The organism is Bradyrhizobium sp. (assembly GCF_030654605.1).
GTDB lineage: Bacteria > Pseudomonadota > Alphaproteobacteria > Rhizobiales > Xanthobacteraceae > Bradyrhizobium.
The window spans coordinates 45,211-58,018 of the sequence record NZ_JAURXB010000295.1 but is presented as its reverse complement, the minus strand read 5'-3'; the positions used below and the strand labels follow the sequence as shown (position 1 = coordinate 58,018).

The 12,808-nt window shown below is 65.4% G+C and carries 14 protein-coding genes; all 14 read left to right on the top strand.

The window, feature by feature from the left end; genetic code table 11:
• Positions 1 to 190 precede the first annotated feature (190 nt).
• The 14 genes from Q7U29_RS27005 (at position 191) to Q7U29_RS26940 (ending at position 12,765) form a co-directional block, all read left to right on the top strand.
• On the top strand, positions 191 to 676 hold the full coding sequence (locus Q7U29_RS27005) for a (2Fe-2S)-binding protein (RefSeq protein ID WP_304746573.1): 486 nt from the start codon (positions 191 to 193) through the stop codon (positions 674 to 676).
• 32 nt (positions 677 to 708) lie between these two features.
• Complete coding sequence (locus Q7U29_RS27000; RefSeq protein ID WP_304746570.1) at positions 709 to 1,530, top strand: xanthine dehydrogenase family protein subunit M; 822 nt, start codon at positions 709 to 711, stop codon at positions 1,528 to 1,530.
• 36 nt (positions 1,531 to 1,566) lie between these two features.
• Positions 1,567 to 2,475 carry a MoxR family ATPase gene (locus tag Q7U29_RS26995; protein WP_304746568.1) on the top strand — a complete coding sequence of 303 codons (909 nt, stop codon included), beginning with the start codon at positions 1,567 to 1,569 and terminating at the stop codon, positions 2,473 to 2,475.
• Between the two features lie 219 nt (positions 2,476 to 2,694).
• Positions 2,695 to 3,894, top strand: a complete 1,200-nt coding sequence (locus tag Q7U29_RS26990) for a VWA domain-containing protein (RefSeq protein ID WP_304746567.1) — start codon at positions 2,695 to 2,697, stop codon at positions 3,892 to 3,894.
• Between the two features lie 11 nt (positions 3,895 to 3,905).
• Complete coding sequence (locus Q7U29_RS26985) at positions 3,906 to 4,235, top strand: XdhC family protein (RefSeq protein ID WP_079571460.1); 330 nt, start codon at positions 3,906 to 3,908, stop codon at positions 4,233 to 4,235.
• On the top strand, positions 4,232 to 4,933 hold the full coding sequence (locus Q7U29_RS26980; protein WP_304746565.1) for an XdhC family protein: 702 nt from the start codon (positions 4,232 to 4,234) through the stop codon (positions 4,931 to 4,933). The genes Q7U29_RS26985 and Q7U29_RS26980 overlap by 4 nt, the downstream gene beginning before the upstream one ends.
• Positions 4,930 to 6,534, top strand: coding sequence for a molybdopterin-binding/glycosyltransferase family 2 protein (locus Q7U29_RS26975; protein WP_304746563.1), 1,605 nt, complete (start codon positions 4,930 to 4,932; stop codon positions 6,532 to 6,534). Before Q7U29_RS26980 ends, Q7U29_RS26975 begins: the two co-directional genes overlap by 4 nt.
• Positions 6,535 to 6,742: 208 nt before the next feature.
• Positions 6,743 to 7,132, top strand: coding sequence for a DUF4189 domain-containing protein (locus Q7U29_RS26970; RefSeq protein ID WP_304746671.1), 390 nt, complete (start codon positions 6,743 to 6,745; stop codon positions 7,130 to 7,132).
• A 128-nt stretch (positions 7,133 to 7,260) separates the two neighbouring features.
• Positions 7,261 to 7,671: a DUF2000 domain-containing protein gene (locus Q7U29_RS26965; protein ID WP_304746561.1), complete on the top strand. Its 411-nt coding sequence runs from the start codon at positions 7,261 to 7,263 to the stop codon at positions 7,669 to 7,671.
• A 90-nt stretch (positions 7,672 to 7,761) separates the two neighbouring features.
• Positions 7,762 to 9,042 (top strand): alpha-glucosidase/alpha-galactosidase, encoded by a 1,281-nt coding sequence (locus tag Q7U29_RS26960; RefSeq protein WP_304746560.1) that lies wholly within the window; start codon positions 7,762 to 7,764, stop codon positions 9,040 to 9,042.
• Positions 9,043 to 9,159: 117 nt separating this feature from the next.
• A complete protein-coding gene (locus Q7U29_RS26955; protein ID WP_304746558.1) occupies positions 9,160 to 9,870 on the top strand; it encodes a TetR/AcrR family transcriptional regulator in 711 nt (236 codons plus the stop codon).
• Positions 9,867 to 10,655, top strand: a complete 789-nt coding sequence (locus tag Q7U29_RS26950; RefSeq protein WP_304746556.1) for an HlyD family secretion protein — start codon at positions 9,867 to 9,869, stop codon at positions 10,653 to 10,655. Before Q7U29_RS26955 ends, Q7U29_RS26950 begins: the two co-directional genes overlap by 4 nt.
• Positions 10,652 to 11,608: an ABC transporter ATP-binding protein gene (locus Q7U29_RS26945; RefSeq protein ID WP_304746554.1), complete on the top strand. Its 957-nt coding sequence runs from the start codon at positions 10,652 to 10,654 to the stop codon at positions 11,606 to 11,608. Before Q7U29_RS26950 ends, Q7U29_RS26945 begins: the two co-directional genes overlap by 4 nt.
• Before the next feature lie 68 nt (positions 11,609 to 11,676).
• Complete coding sequence (locus tag Q7U29_RS26940) at positions 11,677 to 12,765, top strand: ABC transporter permease (RefSeq protein WP_370691841.1); 1,089 nt, start codon at positions 11,677 to 11,679, stop codon at positions 12,763 to 12,765.
• Positions 12,766 to 12,808: the final 43 nt, after the last annotated feature.

The window sequence follows — 12,808 nt, the reverse complement described above, 5'->3', positions numbered from 1 at the left end:
GGCCGCGCGGGAGGAGGGGAGTCAGAGAGCATCGCCACGCGACGCGCCCCCTCAAGACATATCCGGCCATGTCTCAGATGAGGGACTGCCGAGGTTGCTCATTGCCGGGATGGCCCATATTATGGTTTTGGAATGATTTTAATGACTGCGCCGCTGTGCAATGCAGCAGCGCAGATGAAGAGAGTGCTGAATGGCCAAGATCTCCCTTGTTGTGAACGGCAATCCCGTCAACGCCAACATCGACCCCCGTACCCTGCTGGTGCAGTTTCTGCGCGAGAATTTGCGCCTGACCGGCACCCATGTCGGCTGCGACACCTCGCAATGCGGCGCCTGCGTCGTCCATCTCGACGGCAAGGCGGTGAAGGCCTGCACCACGCTGGCTGTCATGGCCGACGGCCATGAGGTCAGGACCATCGAGGGCCTTGCCGCCGACGGCGCGCCGCTGCATCCGATGCAGGAGGCGTTCCGCGAGCACCACGGCCTGCAATGCGGCTTCTGTACCCCCGGCATGATCATGACCGCGGTCGACCTGGTCCACCGCAAGGGCAATGACCTGAGCGACCGCACCATCCGCGAAGAACTCGAAGGCAATCTCTGCCGCTGCACCGGTTACCAGAACATCGTTCTGTCGATCGCGGCCGGCGCCAAGGCGATGGCGAAGTCCGACCTCGCATAACGCACGTCCCGCACGGCGATCAGGAAACTCTCATGTACGAATTTAGATATCATCGTCCGGCGACGGTTCGGCAGGCCGCCAATCTGCTGCTGAAGAATGAAGACGCCAAGGTGATCGCCGGCGGCCACACGCTGCTGCCGGTCATGAAGCAGCGGCTCGCCAGCCCGCCGCATCTGGTCGACCTCAGCCATATCGAGGGGCTTGACGGCATCGAGATGAAGGGCCGCTCGCTGGTGATCGGCGCCACCGCCACCCACAACACGGTGGCTACGTCCGCCATCGTCGGGGAGGCGATCCCCGCGCTGGCCGAACTGGCCGGCCTGATCGGCGATCCCGCGGTGCGTCACAAGGGCACCATCGGCGGATCGCTCGCCAACAACGATCCGACCGCCGATTATCCCGCGGCGTGTCTCGCGCTCGGCGCCACCATCGTCACCAACAAGCGCCGGCTCAAGCCGGAAGAATTCTTCCAGGGCCTGTTCACGACCTCGCTGGAGAGCGACGAGATCATCACCAAGGTGATGTTCCCGGTGCCGAAGAAGGCCGCCTACATCAAGTTCCGCAACCAGGCCTCGCGCTACGCGCTGGTCGGGGTGTTCGTCGCCAAGCGTCCGTCGGATGTCCGCGTCGCCGTCACCGGCGCCGGTTCCGAAGGCGTGTTCCGCGTCACCTCGTTCGAGGAAGCCCTGAAGAAGCGCTTCTCGCACAAGGCGCTCGACGGCATGACGGTGCCGGCCGACGGCTTGAACAGCGACCTGCACGGCAGCGCCGAATATCGCGCCCATCTGATCGCGGTGCTGGCGCGTCGCGCTGTCGAAGCCGCGACCGCAAAGCCTGATGTTTCCGTTGCCTGACGCATCCAGGCTGGCTTTGCAAAGGCTGGTTCTCACATGACCGCAACGGCGCTGCCAACCTCCGTCGACGCGATGCTCGAACTCCTGACCTCGCGCGGCTACCTCGCGGAGCGTTCGCTGGCGACGGTGACCTATCTGTCCTTGCGGATGGGCCGGCCGCTGTTCCTCGAAGGCGAGGCCGGCGTCGGCAAGACCGAAATCGCAAAAGTGCTGTCTTCGGCGCTGGGACGCAAGCTGATCCGGCTGCAGTGCTATGAAGGCCTCGACGTCGCTTCCTCGGTCTATGAGTGGAACAGCGCCGCGCAGATGATCGCGATCCGGCTCGCCGAAGCGGCCGGGGATACCGACCGCGACCAGCTTTCCAGCGACATCTTCGCCGAACGCTATCTGATCAAGCGGCCGCTGTTGCAGGCGCTGGAGCCCGACGTGGCTGGCCCGCCGGTGCTGCTGATCGACGAGCTCGACCGCGCCGACGAGGCGTTCGAGGCGTATCTGCTGGAAATTCTCTCGGACTTCCAGGTGACGATTCCCGAATTCGGCACTATCAAGGCGCCGCAGCCGCCGATCGTGATCATCACCTCGAACCGCACCCGCGAAATTCACGACGCGTTGAAGCGCCGCTGCCTCTATCACTGGGTGGATTATCCCAATGCCGAACGGGAGCTCGCGATCGTCAAGTCGCGGGTGCCCGGCATCTCGGCAAAACTGTCGCAGCAGGTCGTCCGCTTCGTGCAAGCGTTGCGCGACCAGGATTTCTACAAGTCGCCCGGCGTCGCCGAAACCATCGACTGGGCCACCGCGCTCACCGAACTCGATGCGCGATCGCTGACCCCGCAAGTGGTCGGCGACACCCTCGGCGCGCTGCTGAAATACCAGGACGACATCGCGCGGATGCAGGGCGACGGCTTGCAAAAGGTCTTGAGGGAAGCGACGAGCGAGAACTAGGTCTGGCTTGCGCAGCAACGGCAGTGCGCTCCCTCTCCCGCCCTTGCGGGGGAGGGCCGGGGTGGAGGCTCTCTCGCCTTGCTCAGGCGTTGAAGTTTTTGCTGGCTGGAGCAGGACGACTGCATCGAACAGTACGATTGTTGAGGCAGCCCCCACCCCGACCCTCCCCCGCAAGCGGGAGAGGGGGCGCACCGTCAGCGTGAGAGAGTTGTGACTCCCATGGCCATCGATCATCTCAATCCCCCGACCGGCCAGATGGCGGACAACGTCGTCGGCTTTGCCCGCGCGTTGCGCGCCGCCGGGATTCCGGTCGGGCCGGGTGCGGTGATCGATGCGCTGAACGCGCTGCAGGTGATCGAGATCGGCCACCGCGCCGACGTCTTCACCACGCTGGAAGCCATCTTCGTCAAGCGTCACGAACACGCGCTGATCTTCGCGCAGGCCTTCGACCTGTTCTTCCGCGCCGCGGAGGAATGGAAGCACATGCTGGATTCGGTGCCGCTGCCTGATCACGCCAGGAAGAAGCCGCCGCCGGCGTCGCGCCGGGTCCAGGAGGCGCTGTCGCAGCCGCAGACCACCGAGATGCCGCAGGCCCAGGAGCAGGAACTGCGGCTCTCCGTATCCGACAAGGAAATCCTGCAGAAAAAGGATTTCGCGCAGATGAGTGCTGCCGAAATCGCGCAGGTCACCCGCGCCATCGCGCAGATGCGGTTGCCGCAGGCCGAATTGCGCACCCGGCGCTACCAGCCCGACGCGCGAGGCCTGCGGCTCGACATGCGCCGCACCCTGCGCGGGTCGTTGCGCACCGGCGGCGACATCATCGACATCCACCGGCTCGGGCGGATCGACAAGCCGGCGCCGATCGTGGCGCTGCTCGATATATCCGGCTCGATGAGCGAGTACACCCGGCTGTTCCTGCATTTCCTCCATGCCATCACCGACGCGCGCAAGCGCGTCTCGGTATTCCTGTTCGGCACTCGGCTGACCAATGTGACGCGGAGCTTGCGGGCGCGCGATCCCGACGAGGCGCTGGCGAGCTGCTCGTCGACGGTCGAGGACTGGGCTGGCGGCACAAGGATCGGCACCTCGCTGCATTCCTTCAACAAATTGTGGGGCCGCCGCGTGCTCGGGCAGGGCGCCATCGTGCTGTTGATCTCGGACGGGCTGGAGCGCGAGGCCGACGCCAAGCTGGCGTTCGAGATGGACCGGCTGCACCGGTCCTGCCGCCGGCTGATCTGGCTCAATCCCCTGCTGCGTTTCGGCGGCTTCGAGGCCAAGGCCCAGGGCATCAAAATGATGCTGCCGCATGTTGACGAATTCCGCCCGGTACATAATTTGAGTTCGATCGAGGGACTGATATCGGCGCTGTCCTCGGCGCCCCCGCCGCACCACCGCAGCCTGATCAGATCCGCAGCTTGAAAGAGGCTCTCATGCTCAATCGCGACGAAGATATTCTGAAAGCGGCTGAGGACTGGCAGAAGGCCGGCCACGGGGTGGCACTGGCGACCGTGGTCGAGACCTGGGGCTCGGCGCCGCGACCCGCGGGCTCCAGCCTGGTCATCAACGATGACGGCACGTTTCTGGGATCGGTCTCCGGCGGCTGCGTCGAAGGCGCCGTCGTCACCGAGGCGCTCGACGTGATCGCCAGCGGCAAGCCGAAGATGCTGGAGTTCGGCGTCGCCGACGAGACCGCCTGGAATGTCGGGCTGTCCTGCGGCGGCACCATCCGGGTGTTCGTCGAGAAAGTGGGCCAGTCGTGAAACTCGAAACCCTCGAGACGGTCAATGTCGAGCGCGCCGCGCGCCGGCCGGTCATCGTCGTCACCGATACCGACAATGGCGAGCAACGGCTGGTCAAGGCCGCCGACATCGCCACCGATCCGCTGCGCGCCGAATTGGCAAAACAGCTGCGCATGGGCAAGAGCGGCACCATCGAGGTCGGCGGCAAGAAACTGTTTCTCAATGTCTATGCGCCCACCGCAAAACTCGTGATCGTCGGCGCTGTTCATATCAGCCAGGCGCTGGCGCCGCTGGCGCGCTCGCTGGACTACGACGTGACGGTGGTGGATCCGCGCACCGCCTTTGCCAGCCCGGAGCGGTTTCCGGATGTGCCCTTGATTGCGGAATGGCCCGACGTGGCGCTGCCGCCGCTCAACATCGACCACTACACGGCGTTCGTGGCGCTGACCCATGATCCGAAGATCGACGATCCGGCGCTGCTGCACGCCTTCGCGCGCGACTGCTTCTATATCGGCGCGCTGGGTTCGCGAAAGACCCATGCCAAACGCGGCGAGCGGCTGAAGGCGCGGGGCGCCAGGGATAGCGACATCGCCCGCATTCACGCGCCGATCGGGCTTGCGATCGGCGCGGTGTCGCCGTCCGAAATCGCGGTCTCCATCATGGCCGAGATCACCGCGAAACTGCGGCTGCCTGCACCAGAAAAAGAACAGGCGGCATGAAGTTCGGCCCCGCCAGTCCGGCCGACGCGGTCGGCGGCGTCACCGTCCACACCCTGCGTCAGGGATCGCTGGTTCTGAAGAAGGGCACCACGATCGGCCCCGCCGAGGTCGCCGCACTCGACAAGGCCGGCGTGAAGGAAATCGTCGTGGTGCGGCTGGAGCCCGGTGACGTCTCCGAAGACGTCGCCGCCGCCAGCATTGCGCAGGCAGTCGCGGGCGACGGCGTCAACGTCGAACGCGCCTTCACCGGCCGTGCCAATCTGTTCGCGGCCAAAGCCGGCGTGCTGGTGGTGGACCGCGCCAAAGTCGACCGTATCAACGCCGTCGACGAAGCCATCACCTTCGCCACGCTCGCCGCCTTCAAGCCGGTGGTGGAAGGCGAGATGATCGCCACCGTCAAGATCATTCCGTTCGGCGTCGAAGGGACGCTGCGCGACGCGGCAGTAGCGGCCGCCAGCGGCGGCGGACTGCGGGTTGCGCCTTATCTGATCAAGCGGGTCGGCATCGTTTCGACGCTCTTGCCGGGGCTGGCGCCGAAGGTGATCGAGAAGACGCTGCGGGTCACGGCGGAGCGGCTGGCGCCGGCGGGTGCTGCCATCATGGCCGAGCGCCGCGTGCCGCATGACGAGGCGGCGCTGTCGGCGTCGATCAGGGAATTGCTCGGGCTCGGCGCCGAGCTCGTCATCGTGTTCGGCGCGTCCGCCATTGCCGACCGGCGCGACGTGATTCCGGCTGCCATCACCGACATCGGGGGCGCTATTGAGCATTTCGGCATGCCGGTCGATCCGGGCAATCTGCTGCTGATCGGCAATGCCGGCGGGGTGCCGGTGCTGGGCGCGCCGGGCTGCGCGCGCTCGCCGGTGGAAAACGGTTTTGATTGGGTGCTGATGCGGCTCTTGGCCGGGCTCAAGGTCACCCGCGCCGAACTCACAGGCATGGGCGTCGGCGGTCTTCTGATGGAGATCGTGACCCGGCCGCAGCCGCGCGCACCTGTCGGCCCGGATGGCAACCGCAACGTAACAGCCGTCATCCTCGCCGCCGGGCGTTCCACCCGAATGGGCGGCCCCAACAAGCTGCTGGCCGAACTCGGCGGCAAGACGCTGGTGCGGACCGTGACCGAACGGGCGCTGGCCTCGAAGGCCTCCAGCGTCGTGGTCGTGACCGGCCATCAGGCCGAGCAGGTCGAGCAGGCATTGAGCGGCCTGAACGTGACATTCGCGCGCAATCCGGATTTCGCCGGGGGTCTCGCCAGCTCGGTGAAATCAGGCATCGCCGCGGTGCCGGCGGATGCCGACGGCGCGGTGATCTGTCTCGGCGACATGCCGCTGATCTCGGCCGACCTGATCGACCGGCTGATCGAGACCTTCGCGCCCGATCGCGGCAGCCTGATCGCGGTGCCCGTCAGCGACGGCAGGCGCGGCAATCCGGTCTTGTGGTCGCGCCGCTTCTTCAACGAATTGATGACGCTGGACGGCGATATCGGCGCTCGCCATTTGATCGCCAGGCATGGCGAGGCGGTGGCCGAAGTCCCGGTCGACGGCCGCGGCGCGTTCCTCGACATCGACACCCCGCAGGCGCTGGAAGACGCGCAACGGGGGTAAAACGTAGGGTGGGCAAAGGCGCACCCTTCGCGCCGTGCCCACCATCCGTCCGCCGCGCATATGTTGGTGTGCACGCCGCCGGGACGCGCGTTCGCGCGACCCGGAAGCTTTGCCCACCCTACGGCCCCCGAATTCAACCTCTCGTTCACCAAGTTGAAACTCCCCCCGGATAGATTTGCCCCGGATTGCCTCGGGGGAGGGGACCTTGATCGTTTCGACTGTCGTCGCGCAACGCCGTGCGCTGTTCATTCTGGCGCTGACTTTGGTGGTCGGCGCATCGCGCTTCGCTACCGAAAGCCGGGCGGCCGGCGCCTTCGCGGTCGGCAAATGCGGCGCCTATGGCCAGGCCTACGACTACCCGGCGGAAGCCGCCGCCCGCGCCGCGGCGCTGAAGCAGTGCAAAGGCGACTGCACCGCGGTGACCATGAAGCGCGCCTGCGCGGCGTTCGCGGTCGACATGGCCAACCCCTGCGGCGCCCATGGCTACGCGGTCAAGCCGAAGATTTCGAGTTCGCTCAACGCCGCGACCAAAAAATGCTACGAATTCGGCGGCAAGGAATGCGTGATCCGCGCCTGGGCCTGCGACGCCAGGGGCTGAAATCAACCACCGTCGTTCCGGGATGGTCCGAAGGACCAGACCTAAGGTGCGCAATTGCGCACCGGGGAACCTCGAGATTCCGGGTTCGATGCTTTCGCATCGCCCCGGAATGACGCTGAGGATACTCCATGCAATTCGACACCAAGATCGCGGTCGTGATCCGGACCGATCTCGAGGCGTGGCAGAAGCTGAACGTCGCGGCATTTCTGACCTCGGGCATTGCCGCCGCCTTTCCCGAATGCATCGGCGAGCCCTATGCCGACGGTTCGGGCACGCCCTATCTGGCGCTGATCGGCCAGCCGATCCTGATCTACGGCGCCGACCGGCCGCAGCTTTCCCGCGCGCTCGAACGCGCGCTGGCGCGCAACGTCAAGCCGGCGGTCTATACCGAGGACATGTTCAGGACCACGCATGACGCTGCCAACCGCGAAGCGGTGAGGGCGGTGATCCGCGCCGATCTCAACCTGGTCGGGCTGGCCATGCGTGCCGAGCGCAAGGTAATCGACAAGATCCTCGACGGGTTGAAGTTTCACAGCTGATCCAGATCAAGCCGACGCCGCCGTCCTGTGCCGTACTGGATGGACTGGACCGGTCTGAACGGCTGGCAGTTCGGGGTTGGGGGAACGAACATGACTGCGGTGACCAAAATCGTCTTTCTCGGCGCCAGCAGCGCCTCGTTCGGCATCAGCATGTTCCGGGACCTGTTCTCCAGCCATGATCTGGCCGGCAGCACCCTGGTGCTGGTCGGCAGGAATGCCGACCGGCTGGCGCGGGCCGAGCGGCTGGCGAGACTGCTCAACGACAAATCGGGCGCGGGGTTGAAGATCGAGTCCACCACCGACTGGCGGACTGCTCTCGATGGCGCGGCGTTCGTCATCCACTCGACCGTCATCGACCGCAACCGGCTCTGGAAGCTCGACTGGGAGGTGCCGCGCAAATATGGCATCCGCCATACCCTGGGCGAGAATGGCGGCCCGGGCGGGCTGTTCTTCACCCTGCGCACCCTGCCGATGGTTTTCGATTTCGTGCGCGAGATGGAGCGGCGCTGCCCGCAGGCGCTGTTCATCAATTTTTCCAATCCGGAAAGCCGCATCGTGCTGGCGCTCGGGCAATACAGCAGGATCCGCACCATCGGCCTGTGCCACGGAATTTTCATGGCGCGCGATGCGGTCGCCACCATTCTCGGGCTGCCCGGGGAACAGGTGGAGGTGTGGGGCGCCGGCCTCAATCACTTCCAGTGCCTGACCCAGATCCGCGATCGCGCGACCGGCGCCGACCTCTATCCGCGCTTGCGTGAAAAGGAGAGAGACTACGACCCGAAGGTCTCGCCGCTGTCGCGCAACCTGTTCCGCGCCTTCGGCTACTGGCTCGGCTGCGGCGACGGCCATGTCGGCGAATACATGGCGTATGGCTGGGAAGCCGGCGAGGGCGGCTACAATTTCGAATGGGACGAAGGCGAGCGGGCGAAAACGGAAAAAACCATCGACGACGTGCTGGCGGGAAAAGCGGAGATCCCGTGGTGGTGGCTGACGCCATCGGGCGAGCGCGCCGTCGCCGTGATTGCGGCGGTGCTGCATGACCGCAAGCAACTGATCGAATCCGGCGTGGTCTACAATCAAAAGACCATTCCAAACCTTGCCGCCAGCGCCGCGGTGGAAGTTCCTGTGATGGCTGACGTTGCGGGCATTCATCCGGTTTCGCTGGGCCCGTTGCCCGACGCGGTCGCAAAGCTCATGGCGGTTCAGGTCAACGTGCAGCAGCTCGCGGTCGAGGCGGCGGTACATGCCTCGAAGGAGATGGCGCTGCAGGCGCTGCTGATCGATCCCGTGGTCAATTCCGCGGATGCGGCGCGTCATCTGCTCGACGAACTCTGGGAAATCAACCGGCCCTATATCCGCAAATGCCTCTAGCGGCGCCGCGCTGGTAGGTCGAGCCCCGATCTAAGGTGCTGTTCTACTCACGCGCTCGTGAATTTAAGCTCTTCAATCGAAATTGACAATGACTGACTGGTCAGTCATAGTTTGACTATGAGCAAGATACCTTCCAGCACCAAAATCCCGGCAAAACCGACTGGAAGCCGTCGGGTTGCGGGTGGGGCGGCTGCGACGCCGAAGACGGTCGCCGCAACAACGCCGGCCAACCGCGCGGAACGCGCGGCGGAGCGGCGCGCGGCCATTGTCGAGGCGGCGCTCGACGAGTTCATCGCGCGCGGATTTACCGCCACCCGGCTCGACGACGTCGCCAAAAGGGCCGGCGTCGCCAAGGGCACCATCTACCTGCATTTCAAGGACAAGGAGTCGATGTTCGAGGAGCTGATCCGCACCGCATTGGTGCCGATGATCAACCGGCTCCACGCGCCGCCGCCATCAGGCGGCTCGGTGCGCGACATGGTCGAAGGCTTTGCCGAGAATTTCATCCGGGAAGTGGCCAGCACGCGGCGCGGCGACATCGTGCGGCTGATCGTCGCCGAAGGCCCCCGCTTTCCCGCGATCGCCGATTTCTACTACCGCGAAGTGGTGTCGCGCGGCCTTGCCGGCATGCGCGCGCTGATCGAACTCGGCATCGCGCGTGGCGAGATCCGGCACAAGAGCCTCGCGCGCTTTCCGCAGATCATGGTGGCGCCGGCGCTGATCGCGGTGATCTGGCAGAGCCTGTTTGCGAGGCACGCGCCGCTGGATGCGACCGAGATGTTTCGCGTCCATCTCGATCTGATTTTCGGCGAACGGAGGACAACATGACCTCGTCGCGAATGAATTTGCCTGTTGTCGCAATGCTGGCGCTTGCCGTCGCGTTGTCCGGCTGCAAGGAAGCGAAAAATCCCGGCTATCAGGGCTGGGTCGAAGCCGACATGATCTTCGTCAGCCCCGACGAATCCGGCCGCGTGATCAAGCTGAATGTGCGCGAGGGTGACGAGGTCAAGAAGGGCGCTCCGCTGTACGAGGTCGATGACGATCTGCAGAAGGCCGACCTCAACCAGCAGAACGCCACGCTCGCCAACGCGCAGCAGACCTACGACCGCGCCGCCTCCCTGAGCCGGACCGGTTCCGGCACGCAGGCGAATTTCGATGCCGCGGTGTCGGCGCTGCGGGTGGCGGAGGCGCGGGTCAATACCTCGCAGACGCGGCTGGCGCGACGCAGCGGTTTTGCCCCGGTCGGCGGCATCATTCAGCAGATCTATTTCCGCGAGGGCGAGATGGTGCCGGCGCAGCGGCCGGTGCTGTCGATCATGCCGCCCGGCAACATGAAGCTGCGGTTCTTCGTGCCGGAGACGGATCTGCCGAAACTCGCTGTCGGCGACGAGGTCCGCGTCACCTGCGACAATTGCGCCGCCGGTCTCACGGCGAAAATCTACTTCATCGCCACCGCGGCCGAATACACCCCGCCTGTGATCTACAGCCTGGAGGAGCGCAGCAAGCTCGTCTATCTGATCCAGGCGCGGCCGAACCGACCCGACTCCCTGCGGGTCGGCCAGCCGATCTCGGTGTTTCCAGGCGTCAAGACCCCGGTAGCGGACAAGCGATGACAGCAGCAGCATCATCAGCACGAGCCTTGGCCGCCGATATCGCGATCGACGTTCACGGCCTGTCGAAATCCTTTGGCGGCCGCGAGGTGGTGCATGACCTCTCGATGCAGGTCAAACGCGGCACCATCTACGGCTTCCTCGGTCCCAACGGCAGCGGCAAGACCACCACCATCCGCATGCTCTGCGGCCTGCTGACGCCCGACAGCGGCGAGGGCACCTGCCTCGGCTACGACATCCGCCGCGATGCCGACAGGATCAAGCGCCAGGTCGGCTACATGACGCAGCGCTTTTCGCTGTACCAGGATCTGTCGGTGCGCGAGAACCTGGAATTCGTCGCGAGGCTCTACGGCGTGCGCGATGCGCGGGGCACGGCGCGCGACATGATCAAGCGGCTCGGCCTCAATGGCCGCGAGGAACAGCTCGCCGGCAATCTCTCCGGCGGCTGGAAGCAGCGCCTCGCGCTCGGCGCCTGCACGCTGCCCAATCCGCAACTGTTGCTGCTGGACGAGCCGACCGCCGGCGTCGACCCGAAAGCACGGCGCGACTTCTGGAACGAGATCCATGCGCTGGCGGCGGACGGGCTGACCGTGCTGGTCTCCACCCATTACATGGACGAGGCGGAGCGCTGCCACGAGATCGCCTATATCGCCTATGGCCATCTGCTGGCGCACGGCACCGTCGACGAGGTCATCGCCACATCGGATCTGTCGACCTGGACCGTGTCGGGCGACGGCCTCAACGCGCTGGCGGCCGAACTCACGGGCAAGCCCGGCATCGACATGGTGGCGCCGTTCGGCACCTCCCTGCATGTCTCCGGCCGCGACAGAGCGGCGATGGAAGCCGCCATCGCGCCGTACCGCGACCGCGAGGGGGTTCGCTGGCAGCACGGCGAGCCGTCGCTGGAAGACGTCTTCATCGAACTGATGACCCGGGCTACGGATAATTTCCAGTGAGCGTCCCGTCAGACCACAGCCGTGACGCCAGGGACCCGCCGTTCGGATTCTGGCGGCGCAGCTATGCCATGGTGGTCAAGGAATTCATCCAGCTCCGGCGCGACCGCGTCTCGTTCGCGATGATCGTGATGATTCCGGTGATGCAGCTGCTGCTGTTCGGCTTTGCCATCAACACCACGCCGCGCCATCTGCCGACCGCGGTGCTGCTGCAGGAGGACAGCGATCTCGCGCGTTCGATCCTGAAGGCGATGGAGAACACCGCCTATTTCCGCTTCACCCGCGAGGTGCACACGGTGCAGGAATTCGACGATCTCCTGCTGTCGGGCAAGGTGCTGTTCGGCGTGGAAATCCCGCGCGGCTTCGAGCGCGCGGTGCGGCGCGGCGACCGTCCGGCGCTATTGGTCGCTGCCGACGCCACCGATCCGGTCGCGGCCGGCTCGGCGATGTCGGCGCTCGGCATGGTGGTGCAGACGGCGCTGCAGCACGACCTCCACATCGGCGATCCCGTGGCGTTGCCGTTCGAGATCCGCACCCATGCCCGTTACAACCCGGCGGCGTCGTCGCGGCTGAACATCGTGCCCGGGCTGGTCGGCACCATCCTGACCATGACCATGCTGATCTTTACGGCGCTTTCGGTGACGCGCGAGATCGAGCGCGGCACCATGGAGAGCCTGCTGTCGATGCCGATCACGCCGGTCGAAGTGATGCTCGGCAAGATCCTGCCTTACGTGCTGGTCGGCTTCATCCAGGCCATCCTGATCATCGGCATCGGCGTGCTGTTGTTCGGCGTCCCCGTCAACGGCAGCCTGACCCTTTTGGCGCTGCTCTCGACGCTGTTCATCACCACCAATCTCGCGATCGGCTACACCTTCTCGACCATCGCGCAGAACCAGCTTCAGGCGATGCAGATGTCGATCATGTTCTTCCTGCCGAGCATCCTGTTGTCGGGCTTCATGTTTCCATTCGCCGGCATGCCGGTCTGGGCGCAATATATCGGCGAAGGCCTGCCGCTGACGCATTACCTGAGGATCGTCCGCGCCATCATGCTGAAGGGCGCGACGCTGCCGAACCTGCAATATGATGCGATCGCCCTGCTGGCCCTGATGCTGCTGGCGATGACGATCGCGGTGATGCGCTTCCGTCGCACGCTGGATTGAGGCATATAGGCGGCGTCAATCCGGGGGTGCGTCAGCGACGGAC